Origin of the sequence: Streptococcus gallinaceus (genome assembly GCF_024170225.1) — a bacterium.
GTDB classification, from domain to species: Bacteria; Bacillota; Bacilli; order Lactobacillales; family Streptococcaceae; genus Streptococcus; species Streptococcus gallinaceus.
In genome coordinates this window covers 1-20,351 of record NZ_JALJXU010000011.1, presented here as the reverse complement: position 1 = coordinate 20,351, position 20,351 = coordinate 1, and the positions used below count along the sequence as shown (strand labels likewise).

Genomic DNA, 20,351 nt, shown 5'->3' with positions numbered 1-20,351 from the left:
TTTTCAATTCTTGCGTATTAGAGATAAAGATATACCCCTACTTTGTACAAAAGAATCAGAGGCGGCAGAGTTATCGCTTAAGGATGATGAATATGTGGCGGAGCCTATGGTATGTTTATATGATCCAGAAAAGTATATTTTGATGGTTCAAAAAAATTCACATAGTGTAAGTGCCGTAGGTATTGAACAATATTTCTACAAAACATTCGAGGATAGTAAAATTCGTTTGGATCGAAAAATTGATTCTGTTGCTGTTGATAAAGTTACTAAAGCCCAACAAGTCGCAAAAATCCGATTGAGAATGAATGATGTGGATGCGTTGCAGCGTTTGAACTGGTTTTCGAAATTAAAATCAAAGTTGGGACAGGCGATAGATTCAATGGGTGATATAGGTATCCCATATTATGATATTACATTGTCAGTGGGACGGTATAAATCAAAATTACTTAATGATTCTGAGAAAAAAGATTTACTAGATGATATATTGTTGTTGAATGAAAGTTTAAAAGATAATGTTGAGCGGGCGGATTTTACAATAAGAAATGAGGGAGTTTCAGAGTTTGTAAGTTTGTTCGGGAATGTGATACAGGATGAAATAAAAATAACTCAAGAGAGAAAAAATCCAATTAAATATGATGTAGTAAAAAATAAAATGATGGAAATTTATGAGAAAAGGAAAACGGAATTTAAAAAGTCAAATTGCTGATATTTTAAATTTGTACGGCTGTTTTCCGTTTATTATATCGGCATTATTGGCTGGAGTATCTTATAAATTAAATTTAATTAATGCAAATTCAAAAGGACTAGATAATTTATTTTCTAATATAATAAATGTATTTGCGGTCGTAATTGGTGTTCTAATAGCTTTATTTGGTATTTTACCCTCAATATCTGGTTCTGAAGTCATAAAGAGGATAAGGGAATATGAAGCGGAAAAACAATTACTCTATTTTTGTAAAGAAACTTTAATTTTGAGCTTTTTGTCACTATTTTCAACAATAGTTATTGAATTTTTTAATAGAAATTATGATTTGCAAAAATATAATTTTATTTTTTACTTGTGGCTATTTGTTGTATGTTCGGCCTTAATATCATCCTTTAGGACGGTGTTGTATTTGCTGAACATTTCTTTATTATCATCAAAAGAGTTCCCTGAGATACAAAAGATGGATGAATCTAAATCCAAAGAATTTAAAGAAAAATATTTTAATAAGGAGTAAAAAATGCTAGAACGTTACACACGCCCTGAGATGGCGAACATTTGGAGTGAAGAAAACAAGTACCGTGCTTGGTTGGAAGTGGAGATTTTGGCTGACGAGGCTTGGGCTGAGTTGGGTGAAATTCCTAAGGAGGATGTGGCGAAGATTCGTGCCAATGCGGACTTTGATATTGACCGCATTCTTGAAATTGAAAAAGAAACGCGTCACGATGTGGTGGCTTTCACCCGTGCGGTTTCTGAGACTCTCGGTGAAGAGCGCAAGTGGGTTCACTATGGCTTGACCTCTACTGACGTGGTGGACACTGCCTACGGTTATCTCTACAAGCAGGCCAACGACATTATCCGTCGTGACCTTGAAAACTTCACTAATATCGTGGCTGATAAAGCTCGTGAGCACAAGATGACTATCATGATGGGTCGTACCCACGGTGTTCATGCTGAGCCAACAACTTTTGGTCTTAAACTTGCCACTTGGTACAGCGAAATGAAGCGCAATATTGAGCGTTTTGAACATGCTGCCGCTGGTGTGGAAGCAGGGAAAATCTCTGGTGCAGTTGGTAACTTTGCCAACATTCCATCATTTGTGGAAGAATATGTTTGTGGCAAATTAGGCATCCGCCCACAAGAAATTTCAACCCAAGTCTTGCCACGTGATTTGCATGCCGAATACTTTGCAGTGCTTGCTAGCATCGCAACATCTATTGAACGCATGGCAACCGAAATCCGTGGTCTACAAAAATCAGAACAGCGCGAAGTTGAAGAATTCTTCGCCAAAGGTCAAAAGGGTAGCTCTGCTATGCCTCACAAACGCAACCCAATCGGTTCTGAAAACATGACTGGGCTAGCGCGTGTTATCCGTGGTCACATGGTGACGGCTTATGAAAACGTAGCCCTTTGGCACGAACGCGATATTTCGCACTCATCAGCTGAGCGCATCATCACGCCTGACACGACTATCCTCATCAACTACATGCTCAACCGCTTTGGTAATATTGTCAAGAATTTGACGGTCTTCCCTGACAATATGCTCCGAAACATGAATTCAACCTTTGGACTTATCTACAGCCAACGCGTGATGCTTACCTTGATTGAAAAAGGTATGACCCGCGAACAAGCCTACGACTTGGTTCAACCAAAAACAGCCTACTCATGGGATAACCAAGTAGACTTTAAACCGCTCCTCGAAGCTGACGAAGAAGTCACATCCCGCCTCACACAAGAGGAAATAGACGAGCTCTTCAACCCAATCTACTATACAAAACGTGTAGATGACATTTTTGCTCGATTGGGTTTGGATTAAAAAAGATTGAAGAATTATTCTTCAATCTTTTTTTATAATCAACACCACGAAAACAGAGCAACTTTTGGGTGAAATCCGAATTTTAAATTATAAAAACAAATAAAATATAATAAAAAACATATATTTGTGATATAATACACGAATAAGCACTAGGAGAGAAGGATATGAAAGAGTTAGGAGTAAAAATTCGTCGGTTGAGAGAAGAAAAAGGCATAACGCGAGAAGGCTTTTGTGGAGATCAGTCAGTCCTTTCTGTGAGACAATTTGCTAGGATCGAGGCGGGTGAGTGTATACCCACTCTGGAGAGAATGCGATATATTGCACAACAATTTGGAGAGTCTGTCAGTTTTTTTATTGACGAAACGTCCTTAGAACTTCCTAAGAAATATAAAGAGTTAAAATATCAGATATTACGCACTCCAGTTTATACAGATGATGAAAAAATTCAAGAACGAGAAGAGCAATTTGATGAAATTTATAGTGATTACTATGACCGCTTACCAGAAGATGAAAAGCTAACAGTTGATAGTTTGAGAACAATTTTGGATACTTTTAGTACACGAAAAGTTGACTTTGGGGCAGGTTTACTTGAAGAATCTTTAGAGCAGCTGAAGCTTAAACATAGCTATCAGATGAATGATTTGATTTTAATCAAGCTCTATTTGTTGTGTGCTAATGCGTCTTCTGAGTATTATGACGAACTATTCATTCATAAAATATTTTCTTTGCTGATGAAACACTACCATAGGTACGATACAGAAGAATTGTTTATCATCAATTCTATTTGTATGGATTTGTTTTCTATTTATTTTAAAGAAAAAAATATTTCGAAAGTGGAAAAAGTTTTGCAAGTCATTTCAGATACAATAGAGAAAGTTCATGATTTCAAGCGTCTTCCGGTACAACAGCTATTGCAATGGAAATACAAACTCTATCTTTTAAATGATAAGAAAAATGCAGAGGAATGTTATTTGAAGGCTATTGCATTTGCGCAAATGACTGGAGATAGTTACTTAGAGAAACAGTTAATGCAGGAATGGAAAAAAGATACGCAGGGAACATGACATATGTGACATGTTAAAATAGATTAGAATCTCTTAAAATAAACAATGTAAAAAATATTTAGGAGATAACTAATATGAACAAACTTTTTAAGTTGAAATACTTATTCTTTCTTGCATTACCATTTGTAGTAAACACAGTAGAAACTTTATCAGACTGGGAATGGTGGAAATATTGATCTGGAGGGCGAAACGAGTCGTGTTTCGCTCTTTTAGCGCTTATCAATAGCTTCTTTTTATGCTATAATACTTTTATGACTAGAATTTTTGATACAGAGCAAATGGGGGATGAGGAGCAAGTTGAACGGACGCTGCGCCCCCAAAAATTAGACGAATATATCGGTCAGGACAAGGTCAAGGATCAGCTGAAGATTTTTATTGAAGCGGCTAAGCTGCGGGACGAGGCTTTGGATCATGCCCTTTTGTTTGGACCTCCTGGCTTGGGAAAGACGACTATGGCTTTTGTCATTGCGAATGAGCTGGGCGTTAATATCAAGCAGACTTCCGGTCCGGTGATTGAAAAAGCAGGCGATTTAGTAGCGATTCTCAATGACTTGGAGCCGGGAGATGTTCTTTTCATCGATGAAATTCACCGTATGCCGATGGCGGTTGAGGAAATTCTCTACAGTGCTATGGAGGATTTCTATATTGACATCATGATTGGTGCTGGAGAAGCCAGCCGTGCCGTGCATTTGGACTTACCGCCTTTTACTCTGATTGGTGCCACCACCCGTGCAGGGATGTTGTCCAATCCACTTCGAGCACGTTTTGGAATCACAGGTCACATGGAATACTACGAGCTGGATGATTTGACAGAGATTGTCGAACGGACGGCAGAAATTTTTGAAATGGAAATTACCCATGAAGCGGCAATTGAGCTGGCTCGTCGGAGTCGTGGAACACCTCGTATTGCTAATCGTCTACTCAAACGCGTGCGCGATTTTGCTCAAATTATGGGAGATGGGCTGATTGATGATGCCATTACGGACAAGGCCTTGACCATGCTGGATGTAGACCGAGAAGGTTTGGACTATGTGGATCAGAAAATCCTTCGCACCATGATTGAAATGTATAATGGCGGACCTGTGGGTCTGGGAACTCTTTCGGTCAATATTGCTGAGGATCGTGATACGGTTGAAGACATGTATGAGCCTTATCTTATTCAAAAAGGTTTTATTATGCGAACGAGAACGGGGCGCGTGGCAACGGCCAAAGCCTATGACCATCTGGGTTATCCCTACCACGGGAAATAAAAACATGGAAACTCTCAAAAAAGAATTGCAGCAGGATTCAGATATATGGAAGATTCTGCACATCATCAAGGAACTTGAACTCAAAGATAGTTGGCTGTGTGCAGGTAGTGTGCGTAATTTTATCTGGAATCGTTCTTCTGGGCAACCAGGCTTTGATCCAGAGACAGATGTAGATATTATTTTTTATGATCCAGACGTTTCTTATGAGGAGACTTGTCAGTTGGAAAAGCAATTGCTACAAGTCTATCCGCAGTATCGTTGGGAATTAAAAAAACAAGTCTACATGCACATCCATAATCCTAGAACAGCCCCCTACATCAATTCTAAAGATGCTATGTCAAAATATCCCGAAACTTGTACCGCAAGTGGTGTTCGACTGATGGAAGATGAGACGATAGAAGTGTTTGCCCCTTACGGACTGGAAGTTATTCGAGCGTTTCGCATTGAGCCAACGCCTCATTTCCTTCAAGATGAGGCACGTCGTCAACTTTACCACACACGCCTGCAAAAGAAAAATTGGTTAGAAAAATGGCCAAATTTACAGATTACAACTATTCCTGTAGCAGACTAGAGGCAACTCTAGTCTTTTTTCGTATAACAACTTCAAGCTGACTTTCCATCAATTGAAAAACCTTCTTCTATTAATAGTAAACAAACAGGTCCGATTTTTTGATACAGAAATGGTTCCTGTTTTATTTTTTAAATAAGTGCACAAAATTCTTGCAAAGCGAATAGAGTTTTGATATACTACTATGGTGCTGTGAAAATCACAGTTTAGCTTTGATGCAAGAGGTTGCGACACGCTCGGTTGCATTGCCACGCAATCACCTGTCGGTTTTCTTGTGGAGCTAGCCTATTATCGTAAATAGACGAAAAGGAGACAAAGATGGCAAACAAAAAAATCCGCATCCGCTTGAAAGCGTACGAACACCGTACTCTTGACACAGCAGCTGCAAAAATCGTAGAAACTGCAACTCGTACAGGCGCTAGCGTAGCTGGTCCAGTTCCGCTTCCAACTGAACGTAGCCTCTACACAATCATCCGCGCGACTCACAAATATAAAGATTCTCGCGAACAATTCGAAATGCGTACACACAAACGCTTGATCGACATCGTTAACCCAACTCAAAAAACAGTTGATGCGTTGATGAAACTTGACTTGCCATCAGGTGTGAACGTAGAAATCAAACTTTAATCTGATTTCACTTGAGCATAAAAAACGCTCGTTAAAAACTTTTTAAGAAAAATAAAGAAAAGGAAACATTTTCTCATGACAAAAGGAATCTTAGGGAAAAAAGTGGGAATGACTCAAATCTTCACTGAATCAGGTGAATTTATCCCTGTAACTGTCATCGAAGCTACTCCAAACGTAGTTCTTCAAGTGAAAACTGTTGAAACTGACGGCTATGCAGCTGTTCAAGTTGGTTTTGATGACAAACGCGAAGTATTGAGCAACAAACCTGCCAAAGGCCATGTAGCAAAAGCTAACACAGCTCCTAAGCGCTTCATTCGTGAATTCAAAAACATTGAAGGCTTAGAAGTTGGTGCTGAAATCACAGTTGAAACATTCGCAGCCGGCGATGTTGTTGATGTAACTGGTACATCAAAAGGTAAAGGTTTCCAAGGTGTTATCAAACGCCATGGTCAATCACGTGGTCCTATGGCTCACGGTTCACGTTACCACCGTCGTCCAGGTTCAATGGGACCTGTTGCGCCAAACCGTGTCTTCAAAGGTAAAAACCTTGCAGGCCGTATGGGTGGAAACCGTGTGACAATTCAAAACCTTGAAATTGTACAAGTTGTTCCAGAAAAGAACGTTATCCTTATCAAAGGTAACGTACCAGGTGCTAAGAAATCTCTTATCACTATCAAATCAGCAGTTAAAGCTGGTAAATAATAAGGAAAGGGGAAATCAGTCGAAATGGCAAACGTAACATTATTTGACCAAACTGGTAAACAAGCTGGTGAAGTTGTATTGAACGATGCAGTATTTGGTATCGAACCAAATCAATCAGTTGTGTTTGATGTCATCATCAGCCAACGTGCTAGCCTTCGTCAAGGTACTCACGCAGTTAAAAACCGTTCAGCAGTTCGCGGTGGCGGACGCAAACCATGGCGTCAAAAAGGAACTGGACGCGCTCGTCAAGGTTCTATCCGTTCACCACAATGGCGTGGCGGTGGCGTAGTCTTCGGACCAACTCCACGTTCATACGCGTACAAACTTCCACAAAAAGTTCGTCGCTTGGCACTTAAATCTGTTTATTCAGAAAAAGTTGCTGAAAACAAATTTGTAGCTGTTGACTCACTTACATTTGCAGCTCCAAAAACTGCTGAATTTGCAAAAGTTCTTGCAGCTTTGAGCATTGATTCAAAAGTCCTTGTTATTCTTGAAGAAGGAAACGAATTCGCAGCTCTCTCAGCTCGCAACATTCCAAACGTGAAAGTTGCAACTGCAACAACTGCAAGTGTTCTTGACATCGCAAACAGTGACAAACTTCTTGTGACTCAAGCAGCTATCTCTAAAATCGAGGAGGTTCTTGCATAATGAATTTGTATGATGTTATCAAAAAACCTGTCATCACAGAAAGCTCAATGGGCCAACTTGAAGCAGGTAAATATGTATTTGAAGTTGACACTCGTGCACACAAATTGTTGATCAAACAAGCTGTTGAAGCTGCGTTTGAAGGTGTTAAAGTTGCTAACGTTAACACAATCAACGTAAAACCTAAAACAAAACGCGTAGGTCGTTATGTAGGTCGCACAAACAAAGTGAAAAAAGCTATCATCACTCTTACAGCTGATTCAAGAGCAATCGAGTTGTTTGCAACTGAAGCTGAATAATCTAAGGAGGAAATAACGTGGGTATTAAAGTTTATAAACCAACGACAAATGGCCGTCGTAACATGACTTCTTTGGATTTCGCTGAAATCACTACAAGCACTCCAGAAAAATCATTGCTTGTTTCTCTTAAGAGCAAAGCTGGTCGTAACAACAACGGTCGCATCACTGTTCGTCACCAAGGTGGCGGTCACAAACGTCACTACCGTTTGATTGACTTCAAACGTAACAAAGCTGGCGTTGAAGCAGTTGTTAAAACTATCGAGTACGATCCAAACCGTACTGCAAACATCGCACTTGTACACTACACTGACGGTGTGAAAGCTTACATCATTGCACCAAAAGGTCTTGAAGTAGGTCAACGTATCGTTTCTGGTCCAGATGCGGATATCAAAGTTGGTAACGCACTTCCACTTGCAAACATTCCAGTCGGTACAGTTGTACACAACATCGAGTTGAAACCAGGTCACGGTGGTGAGTTGGTCCGTGCTGCTGGTGCATCTGCACAAGTACTTGGAGCAGAAGGTAAATACGTTCTTGTTCGTCTTCAATCTGGCGAAGTTCGTATGATCTTGGGCACTTGCCGTGCTACTGTTGGTACTGTAGGTAACGAACAACAATCACTTGTTAACATTGGTAAAGCAGGACGTAGCCGTTGGAAAGGTATCCGCCCAACAGTTCGTGGTTCTGTAATGAACCCTAACGATCACCCACACGGTGGTGGTGAAGGTAAAGCACCGGTTGGACGTAAAGCGCCATCTACTCCATGGGGTAAACCTGCGCTTGGTCTTAAAACTCGTAACAAGAAAGCGAAATCTGACAAACTTATCGTTCGTCGTCGCAACCAAAAATAATCAACTAGCTAGTTGATTTATCCGCCAGCTCGGTAGTGCGCGTAAGCGCACAAGCCGCTGTGGTACATTATTTAAAGGAGAAAACTACATAATGGGACGTAGTCTTAAAAAAGGACCTTTCGTCGATGAGCATTTGATGAAAAAAGTTGAAGCTCAAGCAAATGACGAAAAGAAAAAAGTAATTAAAACTTGGTCACGTCGTTCAACGATTTTCCCAAGCTTTATCGGATATACAATCGCAGTATACGATGGACGTAAACATGTACCTGTTTACATCCAAGAAGACATGGTAGGTCACAAACTTGGTGAATTTGCACCAACTCGTACTTACAAAGGTCACGCTGCTGACGACAAGAAAACACGTAGAAAATAATAGGAGGAAAACACAATGGCAGAAATTACTTCAGCTAAAGCAACTGCTCGCACAGTACGTGTTTCACCTCGTAAATCACGTCTTGTCTTGGATAACATCCGCGGCAAAAGCGTAGCCGATGCAATTGCAATCTTAAAATTCACACCAAACAAAGCTGCAACAGTGATTGAAGGAGTTTTGAACTCAGCTATCGCTAACGCTGAAAACAACTTTGGTTTGGAAAAAGCTAACTTGGTAGTAAGCGAAGCATTCGCAAACGAAGGACCAACTCTTAAACGTTTCCGTCCACGTGCGAAAGGTTCTGCTTCACCAATCAACAAACGCACAGCTCATATCACTGTAGTTGTGGCAGAAAAATAAGGAGGTAAAAACGTGGGACAAAAAGTACATCCAATTGGTATGCGTGTCGGCATCATCCGTGACTGGGATGCTAAATGGTATGCTGAAAAAGAATACGCGGATTACCTTCATGAAGATCTTTCAATCCGCAACTTTATCAAAAAAGAATTGGCTGATGCATCAGTTTCAACTATTGAAATTGAACGTGCAGTAAACAAAGTTATCGTATCAATCCACACTGCTAAACCAGGTATGGTTATTGGTAAATCAGGTAGCAATGTTGACGCACTTCGTGCACAATTGAACAAATTGACTGGTAAACAAGTACACATCAACATCGTTGAAATCAAATCACCAGATTTGGACGCTCACCTTGTTGGTGAAGGTATTGCTCGTCAATTGGAGCAACGTGTTGCTTTCCGTCGTGCACAAAAACAAGCTATCCAACGTGCAATGCGCGCTGGTGCTAAAGGTATCAAAACACAAGTTTCTGGTCGTTTGAACGGTGCTGATATTGCCCGTGCAGAAGGCTACTCAGAGGGTACTGTTCCTCTTCACACACTTCGTGCTGATATCGACTACGCATGGGAAGAAGCTCTTACAACTTACGGTAAACTTGGTGTTAAAGTATGGATTTACCGTGGTGAAGTTCTTCCAGCTCGTAAAAACACTCAAGGAGGTAAATAACCAATGTTAGTACCTAAACGTGTTAAACACCGTCGTGAATTCCGTGGAAAAATGCGCGGTGAAGCTAAAGGTGGTAAAGAAGTAGCATTTGGTGAATACGGCCTTCAAGCTACAACTAGCTCATGGATTACAAACCGTCAAATCGAAGCTGCTCGTATCGCGATGACTCGTTATATGAAACGTGGTGGTAAAGTTTGGATCAAAATCTTCCCTCACAAATCATACACTGCTAAAGCTATCGGGGTTCGTATGGGTTCTGGTAAAGGTGCTCCTGAAGGTTGGGTAGCTCCAGTTAAACGTGGCAAAGTAATGTTTGAAGTTGCAGGCGTTTCAGAAGAAATCGCTCGCGAAGCATTCCGTCTTGCTGGCCACAAATTACCAGTTAAAGTGAAATTCGTAAAACGTGAAGCAGAATAAGGAGAAGGCATGAAACTTAATGAAGTAAAAGAATTTGTTAAAGAACTTCGTGGACTTTCTCAAGAAGAACTTGCAAAACGCGAAAACGAGTTGAAGAAAGAACTCTTTGAGCTCCGTTTCCAAGCTGCTGCAGGTCAACTTGAGCAAACTGCTCGTTTGAACGAAGTTAAAAAACAAATTGCACGTATCAAAACAGTGCAATCTGAAATGAAATAATAGATTGGGAAAGGAGAATTTCAATGGAACGCAATAATCGTAAAGTCCTTGTTGGACGTGTTGTGTCTGACAAAATGGACAAAACCATCACAGTTGTAGTTGAAACTAAACGTAACCACCCAGTCTATGGTAAGCGTATTAACTACTCTAAAAAATACAAAGCTCATGATGAAAACAATGTTGCTAAAGAAGGCGATATCGTTCGTATCATGGAAACTCGTCCGCTTTCAGCTACAAAACGTTTCCGTCTTGTAGAAGTTGTAGAAGAAGCAGTTATCATTTAATCAAACTGAAAGGAGAAAACGAATATGATTCAAACAGAAACTCGTTTAAAAGTTGCTGACAACAGTGGCGCACGCGAAATCTTGACTATCAAAGTTCTTGGTGGTTCAGGACGTAAATTTGCAAACATTGGCGACATTATCGTTGCTTCAGTAAAACAAGCTACTCCTGGTGGTGCGGTTAAAAAAGGTGACGTTGTAAAAGCTGTTATCGTTCGTACTAAAACAGGTGCTCGTCGTGCTGATGGTTCATACATCAAATTCGACGAAAATGCTGCTGTTATCATCCGTGAAGACAAAACTCCTCGCGGAACTCGTATCTTTGGCCCAGTGGCACGCGAATTGCGTGACGGCGGTTTCATGAAAATCGTTTCATTGGCACCAGAAGTACTTTAATCTAAAAACAAACTAAGTCCCCTGCAGTTCTGCAGGGTGCCCATTAGGGCGTAAGAAATTCACAGGAGAAACCAAATGTTTGTAAAAAGAGGCGACAAAGTTCGCGTTATCGCTGGTAAAGACAAAGGTGTTGAAGCCCTTGTTGTAACAGCACTTCCAAAAGTAAACAAAGTTGTTGTTGAAGGTGTTAACATTGTCAAAAAACATCAAAAACCAAACAACGAAAACCCTCAAGGTGCAATCGTTGAAATCGAAGCTCCAATCCATGCATCAAACGTTCAAGTTTTGGACAAAAACGGTGTAGCTGGACGCGTTGGTTACAAAGTTGTTGACGGCAAAAAAGTTCGTTACAACAAAAAATCAGGCGAAGTGCTTGATTAATCACGAAGGAAAGGAGAAGTATAATGGCAAATCGTTTAAAAGAAAAATATCTTAATGAAGTTGTTCCTGCTTTGACTGAGCAATTTAACTATTCATCAGTTATGGCTGTGCCAAAAGTTGATAAGATCGTTTTGAACATGGGTGTTGGTGACGCTGTTTCTAACGCTAAAAACCTTGAAAAAGCTGCTGAAGAATTGGCACTTATTTCAGGTCAAAAACCACTTATCACAAAAGCTAAGAAATCAATCGCCGGCTTCCGTCTTCGTGAAGGGGTTGCTATCGGTGCGAAAGTGACTCTTCGTGGCGAACGCATGTATGAATTCTTGGACAAGTTGGTTTCAGTATCACTTCCACGTGTACGTGACTTCCACGGTGTTCCAACAAAATCGTTTGATGGACGCGGAAACTACACACTTGGTGTGAAAGAACAATTGATCTTCCCAGAAATCAACTTCGATGACGTTGATAAAACTCGTGGTATGGATATCGTCATCGTTACAACTGCTAACACTGACGAAGAATCACGTGCATTGCTCACAGGCCTTGGTATGCCGTTTGCGAAATAATAGGGAGAGAATAAATGGCTAAAAAATCAATGATCGCTAAGAACAAACGCCCAGCTAAGTTCTCAACTCAAGCCTACACTCGTTGTGAAAAATGTGGACGTCCACATTCAGTTTACCGCAAATTCAAACTTTGCCGTGTATGCTTCCGCGACTTGGCTTACCTTGGACAAATTCCAGGCGTTACAAAAGCTTCTTGGTAAGAAGATGATACAAAGGGCGTTAAAAACGCACAGCAAAAATAGGAAACTAGACGACGAGACTTTGGTTTCTAGGAGAGTTTATCTTTTTTGTCCAGTGTTTAGCCCGTGTTCGAATCGGCTTGTTCTGTGAATGAGCGTACATCTAAATCAGCTTTGCTGAGCCTGTCCAAATGGACATCATTAACTAGCAAGTGATTCTTTCAAACTGCTAGTAAGAGGAGAAAATAAAATGGTTATGACTGACCCAATTGCAGACTTTTTGACACGCATTCGTAATGCTAACCAAGCAAAACACGAAGTGCTTGAAGTACCTGCATCAAACATTAAAAAAGGGATTGCTACAATCCTTAAAAACGAAGGTTTTGTAAAAAACGTTGAATTCATCGAAGATGACAAACAAGGCATCATCCGTGTATTCTTGAAATACGGACCAAACGGTGAAAAAGTTATCACAAACTTGAAACGTATCTCAAAACCAGGTCTTCGTGTTTACTCAAAACGTGAAGATGTTCCTAAAGTTCTTAACGGACTTGGAATTGCAATCATTTCTACATCAGAAGGTCTTTTGACAGACAAACAAGCTCGTCAAAAGAACGTTGGTGGAGAAATCCTTGCGTATGTATGGTAATTTAGTCGTTTTAGACTAAATTTCTGCCCCGTGAAAACTGGCCATATGGCCTGATAATTTAACAGGAGAAAAATAACATGTCACGTATTGGTAATAAAGTGATTACATTGCCTGCTGGTGTTGAGCTTGCTCAAAACAACGGCGTGGTAACTGTAAAAGGACCTAAAGGTGAATTGACTCGTGAATTCCCTACAACAATTGAAATCAAAGTAGAAGGTACAGAAGTAACACTTCACCGTCCAAATGATTCAAAAGAAATGAAGACTATCCACGGTACTAGCCGTGCTAATCTCAACAACATGGTTGTTGGTGTTTCTGAAGGCTTCAAAAAAGAACTTGAAATGCGTGGTGTCGGTTACCGTGCACAATTGGCTGGTAACAAATTGACACTTGCAGTTGGGAAATCACATCCAGACGAAGTGATTGCACCAGAAGGTATCACATTTGAAGTTCCAACACCAACACAAATCATTGTGTCTGGTATCAACAAAGAAGTTGTTGGTCAAACAGCAGCTTACATCCGTAGCCTTCGCGCTCCTGAGCCATATAAAGGTAAAGGTATTCGTTACGTTGGTGAATTCGTTCGCCGTAAAGAAGGTAAAACTGGTAAATAATAGTTTCTTGAGGAAGATGTATATCTTTCTCGGAACTTTATTTTCCGAAACTAGCCTCGTTTGAGGCGAAATCAATAATAAAGAGGTGAAAATTGTGATTTCAAAACCAGATAAAAACAAAATCCGCCAAAAACGCCACCGTCGTGTTCGCGGTAAAATCTCTGGAACTGCTGCTCGCCCACGTTTGAACATTTTCCGTTCTAATACAGGCATCTACGCTCAAGTGATTGATGACGTAGCGGGTGTAACGCTCGCAAGCGCTTCTACTCTTGATAAAGAAGTTTCAAAAGGAACTAAGACAGAACAAGCCGTTGTTGTAGGTAAACTCGTTGCTGAACGTGCAGCTGCGAAAGGTATTTCTGAAGTGGTCTTTGACCGCGGTGGATATCTCTATCACGGACGTGTGAAGGCTTTGGCTGACGCAGCTCGTGAAAACGGATTGAAATTCTAATAGGGAGGACACTAAGAAATGGCATTTAAAGATAACGCAGTTGAAATTGAAGAACGCGTAGTAGCCATCAACCGTGTTACAAAAGTTGTTAAAGGTGGACGTCGTCTTCGTTTTGCAGCTCTTGTGGTTGTTGGAGACCGTAACGGACGTGTAGGTTTCGGTACTGGTAAAGCTCAAGAAGTACCTGAAGCTATCCGTAAAGCAGTTGAAGCTGCTAAGAAAAACATGATCGAAGTACCAATGGTTGGTACAACAATCCCTCACGAAGTTCGTTCAGAATTTGGTGGTGCTAAAGTATTGTTGAAACCAGCTGTAGAAGGTGCTGGGGTTGCTGCTGGTGGTGCAACACGTGCCGTAATCGAATTGGCAGGTATTGCAGATGTAACATCTAAATCACTTGGCTCAAACACTCCAATCAACATCGTTCGTGCAACAGTTGAAGGTTTGAAACAATTGAAACGTGCTGAAGAGGTTGCTGCACTTCGCGGAATCTCAGTTTCAGATTTGGCATAAGAAAGGGGAACTCATGGCTCAAATTAAAATTACTTTGACGAAGTCTCCAATCGGCCGTATTCCATCACAACGTAAAACTGTTGTGGCGCTTGGTCTTGGCAAATTGAATAGCTCAGTCGTTAAAGAAGACAATGCAGCTATCCGTGGTATGGTTAACGCCGTATCTCACTTGGTAACTGTAGAAGAAGTTAAATAAGACTTCAAACAGAATAAGAACTTGAGTCGTACGGGTTTCTGTGCGGCTTAAAGTTAATTTAGTATAGGCGAGTTTTTGTGGGAAGTCCTTTTTCTCATAAAGGCGCTAGCATTTTACAAATAAGGAGAAATTAAATAATGAAACTTCATGAATTACAGCCTGCAACAGGTTCACGTAAAGTTCGCAACCGTGTAGGTCGTGGTACATCATCGGGTAACGGTAAAACTTCTGGCCGCGGTCAAAAAGGTCAAAAAGCTCGTAGCGGTGGTGGCGTGCGTCTTGGTTTTGAAGGTGGACAAACTCCATTGTTCCGTCGTCTTCCAAAACGTGGTTTCACAAACATCAACGCTAAAGAGTATGCAATTGTGAACCTTGATCAATTGAATGTTTTCGAAGATGGTACAGAGATAACACCAGTTGTACTTATCGAAGCTGGTATTGTCAAAGCTGAAAAATCAGGAGTTAAAGTTCTTGGTAACGGCGAATTGACTAAGAAATTGACAGTGAAAGCTGCTAAATTCTCTAAATCAGCTGAAGAAGCAATCACTTCAAAAGGTGGCTCAGTAGAAGTCATCTAAGGGGTGACCAACTATGTTTTTTAAACTATTAAAAGAAGCGTTCAAGGTAAAAAATGTTCGCAATAAAATTTTGTTTACAATTTTTATCTTATTTGTTTTTCGCGTAGGAACACACATCACAGTACCAGGAATCAACGCAAAGAGTTTAGAGGCGGTGTCAAACTTGCCATTCTTAAACATGTTGAGTTTGGTTTCAGGGAATGCGATGAAGAACTTTTCCGTTTTTGCCTTGGGTGTTAGTCCTTATATCACTGCATCCATCATCGTTCAACTGTTACAAATGGACATCGTTCCAAAGTTTGTTGAATGGGGAAAACAAGGTGAAGTTGGTCGTCGGAAATTAAATCAAGCAACACGCTATATTTCACTTGTTCTTGCATTTGTTCAATCAGTCGGTATTACAGCAGGTTTGAATGCTCTCGCGGGTGCTCAACTGACAACCATGCCTCTCAACTGGAAAACTTACATCATTATCGGTAGTATCTTAACAACTGGTTCAATGATTGTTACTTGGTTCGGTGAACAAATTACAGACAAGGGTTACGGAAATGGAACATCAATGATTATCTTTGCCGGTATCATTTCATCCCTTCCAGCTACTATCAAAGAAATTTACGAAGATCGTTTTGTGAATATCGACTCTAGTCGCTTAACAGAATCGGCTATCTTTGTAGCCGTATTGGTAGTTGCTATTTTAGCCATTGTTTATTTTACAACCTACGTACAACAAGCGGAGTACAAAATTCCAATCCAGTACACAAAACGTGCGCAAGGTGCTCCTTCGAGCTCATACTTGCCATTGAAGCTGAATCCAGCTGGTGTTATCCCTGTCATCTTTGCAGGTTCTATCACAGCCATTCCGACTTCAATTTTACAATTTTTGACAAGTCAAAACCGCACAAGCTCACTTCTTCAAAACTTGCAAAGCTACTTTGATTACACTACAGTTAAAGGAATGCTTGTCTATGCAGTTTTGATTATCATCTTTACATTCTTCTACAGTTTTGTTCAGGTAAATCCAGAAAAAACTGCTGAAAGTTTGCAAAAGAGTGGTGCTTACATCCACGGAGTTCGTCCAGGTAATGGCACAGAGCAATACTTTTCAAAATTGTTGAAACGTTTAGCAACTGTAGGTTCTCTTTTCCTTGGTATTGTGGCCTTGTTACCAATTTTGGCACAAAACCTTTTGGGACTTTCTTCTAATATTGCTTTCTTGGGTACAAGTTTGATCATCGTGATCATGACAAGTATCGAAGGTATCAAGCAGTTGGAAGGTTACCTATTGAAGAGAAAATACGTTGGATTTATGGAAATCACAGAATAGTATATAGGTTGACATTGTCAACCTTCTATTTTGTTTTGATAGGTCAATTAACATTAGAAAATAGCGTAAAGCTATTCACACAATAAAAGGAGTTCGAAATGAATCTTTTGATTATGGGGTTGCCAGGTGCTGGTAAAGGGACACAGGCAGCAAAAATTGTTGAAAAATTTGGCGTAGCTCATATTTCAACAGGAGATATGTTCCGCGCTGCGATGGCTAACCAAACTGAAATGGGTTTATTGGCAAAATCATATATCGATAAAGGTGACTTGGTTCCTGACGAAGTAACAAACGGTATCGTGAAAGAACGCTTGACTCAAGATGATATTCAAGAAAAAGGTTTTTTGCTAGATGGCTACCCACGCACAATTGAGCAAGCACATGCTTTGGATGAAAACTTGAAAGAGTTAGGTATAGATCTTCAAGGTGTGATCAATATTGAAATTGACCCAAGTATTTTGGTAGAGCGCCTTAGCGGACGGATTATCCACCGTGAAACGGGTGAAACTTTCCATAAAGTCTTTAACCTACCACCTGAAGGTTACAACGAAGCAGATTACTACCAACGTGAAGATGACAAACCAGAATCAGTAAAACGTCGTTTGGAAGTAAATATTGCTCAAGGACAACCAATTATCGACCACTATCGTGCACAAGGACTTGTTCATGATATTGAAGGCAATCAAGATATCGATGTTGTATTTGAAGCAATTGATGCTGTTTTATCAAAATTACAATAATTGATGAATATGACTTGCTTTTTTTAGATAAAAATGATAAAATGAGCCAGTCTGACTTATAATTGTTACCTCTGTGCGCAGAGGGCATCAAATCGAAATTTAGAGGGGGAAACTTTTGCATGGCAAAAGAAGATGTGATTGAAATTGAAGGCAAGGTAGTTGATACAATGCCGAATGCTATGTTTACTGTTGAGTTGGAGAATGGACACCAAGTCTTGGCAACTGTTTCAGGGAAAATCCGTAAAAACTACATCCGTATTTTGGTCGGAGATCGTGTAACTGTCGAGCTTAGCCCATATGATTTGACACGTGGACGTATCACATACCGCTTTAAATAGTCGAAATACTTGGAGGGATAAAAATGAAAGTAAGACCATCGGTCAAACCAATTTGCGAATACTGCAAAGTTATTCGTCGTAATGGTCGTGTTATGGTAATTTGCCCAGCAAATCCAAAACACAAACAACGTCAAGGTTAAGATAGAAAGGAGAAAAAATGGCTCGTATTGCTGGAGTTGACATTCCAAACGACAAACGTGTTGTAATTTCATTGACATACGTGTACGGAATCGGTCTCACAACATCTAAAAAGATCCTTGCTGCTGCAGGAATTTCTGAAGATATCCGTGTAAAAGACTTGACTTCTGATCAAGAAGACGCTATCCGTCGTGAAGTTGATGCAATTAAAGTTGAAGGTGACCTTCGTCGCGAAGTAAACTTGAACATCAAACGTTTGATGGAAATCGGTTCATACCGTGGTATCCGTCACCGTCGTGGACTTCCTGTCCGTGGACAAAACACTAAAAATAACGCTCGCACTCGTAAAGGTAAAGCTGTTGCGATTGCAGGTAAGAAAAAATAAAATAGGAGGTAAAAAAATTGGCTAAACCAACACGTAAACGTCGTGTGAAGAAAAATATCGAATCTGGTATTGCACATATTCACGCTACATTTAACAACACTATTGTTATGATTACTGATGTGCATGGTAACGCTCTTGCTTGGTCATCAGCTGGTGCTCTTGGTTTCAAAGGTTCTCGTAAATCTACACCATTCGCAGCCCAAATGGCTTCAGAAGCAGCTGCTAAATCTGCACAAGAACACGGTCTTAAAACAGTTGAAGTTACAGTTAAAGGTCCAGGTTCAGGTCGTGAGTCTGCTATTCGTGCTCTTGCTGCCGCTGGTCTTGAAGTTACTGCAATTCGTGATGTGACTCCTGTACCACACAATGGTGCTCGTCCTCCAAAACGTCGCCGTGTATAATCATACAAACGATACACAGCTTTTCGTTTAAGAGGGAGTAAGAAATGATTGAGTTTGAAAAACCAACTATAACAAAAATTGATGAAAATAAAGATTACGGCAGATTTGTTATCGAGCCACTAGAACGTGGTTATGGAACAACTCTTGGTAACTCACTTCGTCGTGTACTTCTTGCATCACTTCCAGGTGCTGCAGTGACATCAATTAAAATTGATGGTGTACTCCACGAATTCGACACAGTTCCAGGTGTTCGCGAAGATGTTATGCAAATTATTTTGAACATCAAAGGCATTGCTGTAAAATCTTATGTCGAAGACGAAAAGACAATTGAACTTGATGTTGTAGGTCCAGCAGAAATTACTGCAGGCGACATCTTGACAGATAGTGATATTGAAATTGTAAATCCTGATCATTATCTTTTCACCATCGCTGCAGGCGCTACTTTCAAGGCAGTTATGACTGTCAATACTGGACGTGGCTATATCCCAGCAGAGGGTAACAAAAAAGATGATGCACCAGTAGGTACACTTGCGGTAGATTCAATCTATACGCCTGTTGTCAAAGTAAATTACCAAGTTGAACCAGCTCGCGTTGGTAGCAATGATGGTTTTGACAAATTAACGCTTGAAATCATGACAAACGGAACGACAATTCCTGAAGACGCATTGGGACTGTCAGCACGTATTTTGATGGAACACTTAGGATTGTTTACTGATTTAACTGAAGTTGCCAAGTCAGCCGAAGTGATGAAGGAAGCAGAAGTGGCTTCAGATGATCGTATGCTTGACCGTACAATTGAAGAACTTGACTTGTCAGTGCGTTCATATAACTGTTTGAAACGTGCAGGAATTAACACTGTATTTGATTTAACAGAAAAATCTGAACCTGAAATGATGAAAGTGCGCAATCTTGGCCGTAAGAGTCTTGAAGAAGTCAAAGTTAAATTGGCTGACCTTGGTCTAGGATTGAAAAAAGATAAATAATATAGGAGGAAAAAATGGCATACCGTAAATTAGGACGTACTAGCTCACAACGTAAAGCAATGTTGCGCGATTTGACGACTGACCTTTTAATCAATGAATCAATCGTTACAACTGAAGCTCGTGCGAAAGAAATCCGTAAAACAGTTGAAAAAATGATTACTCTTGGTAAACGTGGCGATTTGCACGCTCGTCGTCAAGCAGCAGCATTTGTTCGTAACGAAATTGCAGCAGAAAACTATGATGAAGCAACAGATAAGTATACTTCTACTACAGCTCTTCAAAAATTGTTCTCTGAAATTGCTCCTCGTTATGCAGAACGCAATGGTGGTTACACACGTATTCTTAAAACAGAACCACGTCGTGGTGACGCAGCACCAATGGCAATTATCGAACTTGTATAAGATCATCAATTTTGTTGAGTGTTATGATGATGGGATATTGAATCCTTAGTCTAGCTCTGGTCTACCGCTGAGATTATCTCAGCGGTAACACTCATCAGAAATTGAATATCGAACGCTTGTTTATGAAATGACTTAGTTCTAAATCATTTCATAAGCGGGCGTTTTTGTATTTGTATACGGCGCTGAGCAGCCTCGATCATCCAAGAGCATCGCGAGGTGCATAAATTGATAGCAGAGGCGTTGTTAGAGCATGAAACGCTGGATAGCGTGCAAATTAAGT

The 20,351-nt window shown here is 40.4% G+C and carries 35 protein-coding genes and 1 pseudogene; all 36 read left to right on the top strand.

What is annotated here, in order from left to right; all coding sequences use genetic code 11:
- The first annotated feature begins 10 nt into the window (after positions 1-10).
- A complete protein-coding gene (locus tag J2T50_RS10200; protein WP_253366305.1) occupies positions 11-706 on the top strand; it encodes a DUF6731 family protein in 696 nt (231 codons plus the stop codon).
- Complete coding sequence (locus tag J2T50_RS10195; RefSeq protein ID WP_253366303.1) at positions 666-1,220, top strand: hypothetical protein; 555 nt, start codon at positions 666-668, stop codon at positions 1,218-1,220. Before J2T50_RS10200 ends, J2T50_RS10195 begins: the two co-directional genes overlap by 41 nt.
- Positions 1,221-1,223: 3 nt before the next feature.
- Complete coding sequence (gene purB / locus J2T50_RS10190) at positions 1,224-2,519, top strand: adenylosuccinate lyase (RefSeq protein WP_253366301.1); 1,296 nt, start codon at positions 1,224-1,226, stop codon at positions 2,517-2,519.
- Positions 2,520-2,683: 164 nt separating this feature from the next.
- Positions 2,684-3,583, top strand: coding sequence for a helix-turn-helix domain-containing protein (locus tag J2T50_RS10185; RefSeq protein ID WP_253366299.1), 900 nt, complete (start codon positions 2,684-2,686; stop codon positions 3,581-3,583).
- Positions 3,584-3,834: 251 nt separating this feature from the next.
- Positions 3,835-4,833, top strand: a complete 999-nt coding sequence (gene ruvB, locus J2T50_RS10180; protein WP_253366297.1) for a Holliday junction branch migration DNA helicase RuvB — start codon at positions 3,835-3,837, stop codon at positions 4,831-4,833.
- A gap of 4 nt (positions 4,834-4,837) precedes the next feature.
- Positions 4,838-5,404 carry a nucleotidyltransferase family protein gene (locus tag J2T50_RS10175; protein ID WP_253366295.1) on the top strand — a complete coding sequence of 189 codons (567 nt, stop codon included), beginning with the start codon at positions 4,838-4,840 and terminating at the stop codon, positions 5,402-5,404.
- Positions 5,405-5,719: 315 nt separating this feature from the next.
- Positions 5,720-6,028, top strand: coding sequence for a 30S ribosomal protein S10 (gene rpsJ / locus J2T50_RS10170; protein WP_067087606.1), 309 nt, complete (start codon positions 5,720-5,722; stop codon positions 6,026-6,028).
- Between the two features lie 75 nt (positions 6,029-6,103).
- Positions 6,104-6,730 carry a 50S ribosomal protein L3 gene (rplC, locus tag J2T50_RS10165; RefSeq protein ID WP_222348931.1) on the top strand — a complete coding sequence of 209 codons (627 nt, stop codon included), beginning with the start codon at positions 6,104-6,106 and terminating at the stop codon, positions 6,728-6,730.
- Positions 6,731-6,754: 24 nt separating this feature from the next.
- Positions 6,755-7,378 (top strand): 50S ribosomal protein L4, encoded by a 624-nt coding sequence (rplD, locus tag J2T50_RS10160; protein WP_253366293.1) that lies wholly within the window; start codon positions 6,755-6,757, stop codon positions 7,376-7,378.
- Positions 7,378-7,674: a 50S ribosomal protein L23 gene (locus tag J2T50_RS10155; protein WP_253366285.1), complete on the top strand. Its 297-nt coding sequence runs from the start codon at positions 7,378-7,380 to the stop codon at positions 7,672-7,674. Before rplD ends, J2T50_RS10155 begins: the two co-directional genes overlap by 1 nt.
- A gap of 17 nt (positions 7,675-7,691) precedes the next feature.
- Complete coding sequence (gene rplB / locus J2T50_RS10150; protein WP_253366283.1) at positions 7,692-8,525, top strand: 50S ribosomal protein L2; 834 nt, start codon at positions 7,692-7,694, stop codon at positions 8,523-8,525.
- A 91-nt stretch (positions 8,526-8,616) separates the two neighbouring features.
- Positions 8,617-8,898, top strand: coding sequence for a 30S ribosomal protein S19 (rpsS, locus tag J2T50_RS10145; protein WP_000533766.1), 282 nt, complete (start codon positions 8,617-8,619; stop codon positions 8,896-8,898).
- Between the two features lie 15 nt (positions 8,899-8,913).
- Positions 8,914-9,258 carry a 50S ribosomal protein L22 gene (gene rplV / locus J2T50_RS10140; RefSeq protein ID WP_222348928.1) on the top strand — a complete coding sequence of 115 codons (345 nt, stop codon included), beginning with the start codon at positions 8,914-8,916 and terminating at the stop codon, positions 9,256-9,258.
- A 12-nt stretch (positions 9,259-9,270) separates the two neighbouring features.
- Positions 9,271-9,924, top strand: a complete 654-nt coding sequence (rpsC, locus tag J2T50_RS10135; protein ID WP_253366281.1) for a 30S ribosomal protein S3 — start codon at positions 9,271-9,273, stop codon at positions 9,922-9,924.
- Positions 9,925-9,927: 3 nt separating this feature from the next.
- Positions 9,928-10,341 carry a 50S ribosomal protein L16 gene (gene rplP / locus J2T50_RS10130; RefSeq protein ID WP_049617483.1) on the top strand — a complete coding sequence of 138 codons (414 nt, stop codon included), beginning with the start codon at positions 9,928-9,930 and terminating at the stop codon, positions 10,339-10,341.
- Between the two features lie 9 nt (positions 10,342-10,350).
- Complete coding sequence (gene rpmC / locus J2T50_RS10125; protein ID WP_253366276.1) at positions 10,351-10,557, top strand: 50S ribosomal protein L29; 207 nt, start codon at positions 10,351-10,353, stop codon at positions 10,555-10,557.
- 23 nt (positions 10,558-10,580) lie between these two features.
- On the top strand, positions 10,581-10,841 hold the full coding sequence (gene rpsQ / locus J2T50_RS10120) for a 30S ribosomal protein S17 (protein ID WP_000440801.1): 261 nt from the start codon (positions 10,581-10,583) through the stop codon (positions 10,839-10,841).
- Positions 10,842-10,865: 24 nt separating this feature from the next.
- A complete protein-coding gene (rplN, locus tag J2T50_RS10115; RefSeq protein ID WP_004195497.1) occupies positions 10,866-11,234 on the top strand; it encodes a 50S ribosomal protein L14 in 369 nt (122 codons plus the stop codon).
- 75 nt (positions 11,235-11,309) lie between these two features.
- A complete protein-coding gene (rplX, locus tag J2T50_RS10110) occupies positions 11,310-11,615 on the top strand; it encodes a 50S ribosomal protein L24 (RefSeq protein ID WP_253366274.1) in 306 nt (101 codons plus the stop codon).
- A 23-nt stretch (positions 11,616-11,638) separates the two neighbouring features.
- On the top strand, positions 11,639-12,181 hold the full coding sequence (gene rplE / locus J2T50_RS10105; protein WP_222348924.1) for a 50S ribosomal protein L5: 543 nt from the start codon (positions 11,639-11,641) through the stop codon (positions 12,179-12,181).
- A gap of 14 nt (positions 12,182-12,195) precedes the next feature.
- The gene (locus J2T50_RS10100; RefSeq protein ID WP_002936651.1) at positions 12,196-12,381 is read left to right on the top strand and encodes a type Z 30S ribosomal protein S14; all 186 of its coding nucleotides are present in this window, start codon (positions 12,196-12,198) and stop codon (positions 12,379-12,381) included.
- Between the two features lie 229 nt (positions 12,382-12,610).
- Positions 12,611-13,009 (top strand): 30S ribosomal protein S8, encoded by a 399-nt coding sequence (gene rpsH / locus J2T50_RS10095; protein WP_253366272.1) that lies wholly within the window; start codon positions 12,611-12,613, stop codon positions 13,007-13,009.
- Between the two features lie 77 nt (positions 13,010-13,086).
- Positions 13,087-13,623, top strand: a complete 537-nt coding sequence (gene rplF / locus J2T50_RS10090; RefSeq protein ID WP_253366270.1) for a 50S ribosomal protein L6 — start codon at positions 13,087-13,089, stop codon at positions 13,621-13,623.
- Between the two features lie 94 nt (positions 13,624-13,717).
- Positions 13,718-14,074, top strand: coding sequence for a 50S ribosomal protein L18 (gene rplR, locus J2T50_RS10085; protein WP_222348921.1), 357 nt, complete (start codon positions 13,718-13,720; stop codon positions 14,072-14,074).
- Between the two features lie 18 nt (positions 14,075-14,092).
- Positions 14,093-14,587 carry a 30S ribosomal protein S5 gene (gene rpsE / locus J2T50_RS10080; protein ID WP_253366268.1) on the top strand — a complete coding sequence of 165 codons (495 nt, stop codon included), beginning with the start codon at positions 14,093-14,095 and terminating at the stop codon, positions 14,585-14,587.
- A 13-nt stretch (positions 14,588-14,600) separates the two neighbouring features.
- Positions 14,601-14,783 carry a 50S ribosomal protein L30 gene (rpmD, locus tag J2T50_RS10075; RefSeq protein WP_222348920.1) on the top strand — a complete coding sequence of 61 codons (183 nt, stop codon included), beginning with the start codon at positions 14,601-14,603 and terminating at the stop codon, positions 14,781-14,783.
- Between the two features lie 137 nt (positions 14,784-14,920).
- The gene (gene rplO, locus J2T50_RS10070; protein WP_253366266.1) at positions 14,921-15,361 is read left to right on the top strand and encodes a 50S ribosomal protein L15; all 441 of its coding nucleotides are present in this window, start codon (positions 14,921-14,923) and stop codon (positions 15,359-15,361) included.
- Between the two features lie 13 nt (positions 15,362-15,374).
- Positions 15,375-16,685: a preprotein translocase subunit SecY gene (secY, locus tag J2T50_RS10065; RefSeq protein WP_253366264.1), complete on the top strand. Its 1,311-nt coding sequence runs from the start codon at positions 15,375-15,377 to the stop codon at positions 16,683-16,685.
- Between the two features lie 98 nt (positions 16,686-16,783).
- On the top strand, positions 16,784-17,425 hold the full coding sequence (locus J2T50_RS10060) for an adenylate kinase (RefSeq protein WP_253366262.1): 642 nt from the start codon (positions 16,784-16,786) through the stop codon (positions 17,423-17,425).
- A gap of 119 nt (positions 17,426-17,544) precedes the next feature.
- Complete coding sequence (infA, locus tag J2T50_RS10055) at positions 17,545-17,763, top strand: translation initiation factor IF-1 (RefSeq protein WP_002936627.1); 219 nt, start codon at positions 17,545-17,547, stop codon at positions 17,761-17,763.
- A gap of 23 nt (positions 17,764-17,786) precedes the next feature.
- Complete coding sequence (gene rpmJ, locus J2T50_RS10050) at positions 17,787-17,903, top strand: 50S ribosomal protein L36 (protein ID WP_001808836.1); 117 nt, start codon at positions 17,787-17,789, stop codon at positions 17,901-17,903.
- 17 nt (positions 17,904-17,920) lie between these two features.
- Positions 17,921-18,286 (top strand): 30S ribosomal protein S13, encoded by a 366-nt coding sequence (rpsM, locus tag J2T50_RS10045; RefSeq protein WP_049617497.1) that lies wholly within the window; start codon positions 17,921-17,923, stop codon positions 18,284-18,286.
- Positions 18,287-18,303: 17 nt separating this feature from the next.
- Positions 18,304-18,687: a 30S ribosomal protein S11 gene (gene rpsK / locus J2T50_RS10040; RefSeq protein WP_018166218.1), complete on the top strand. Its 384-nt coding sequence runs from the start codon at positions 18,304-18,306 to the stop codon at positions 18,685-18,687.
- Between the two features lie 44 nt (positions 18,688-18,731).
- Entirely contained in the window at positions 18,732-19,670 is a 939-nt protein-coding gene (locus tag J2T50_RS10035; RefSeq protein ID WP_253366260.1) for a DNA-directed RNA polymerase subunit alpha, read from the top strand.
- A gap of 14 nt (positions 19,671-19,684) precedes the next feature.
- Entirely contained in the window at positions 19,685-20,071 is a 387-nt protein-coding gene (rplQ, locus tag J2T50_RS10030; RefSeq protein ID WP_222348914.1) for a 50S ribosomal protein L17, read from the top strand.
- A gap of 186 nt (positions 20,072-20,257) precedes the next feature.
- A pseudogene (locus J2T50_RS10025) lies at positions 20,258-20,351 on the top strand (ATP-dependent metallopeptidase FtsH/Yme1/Tma family protein); the annotation flags it as partial.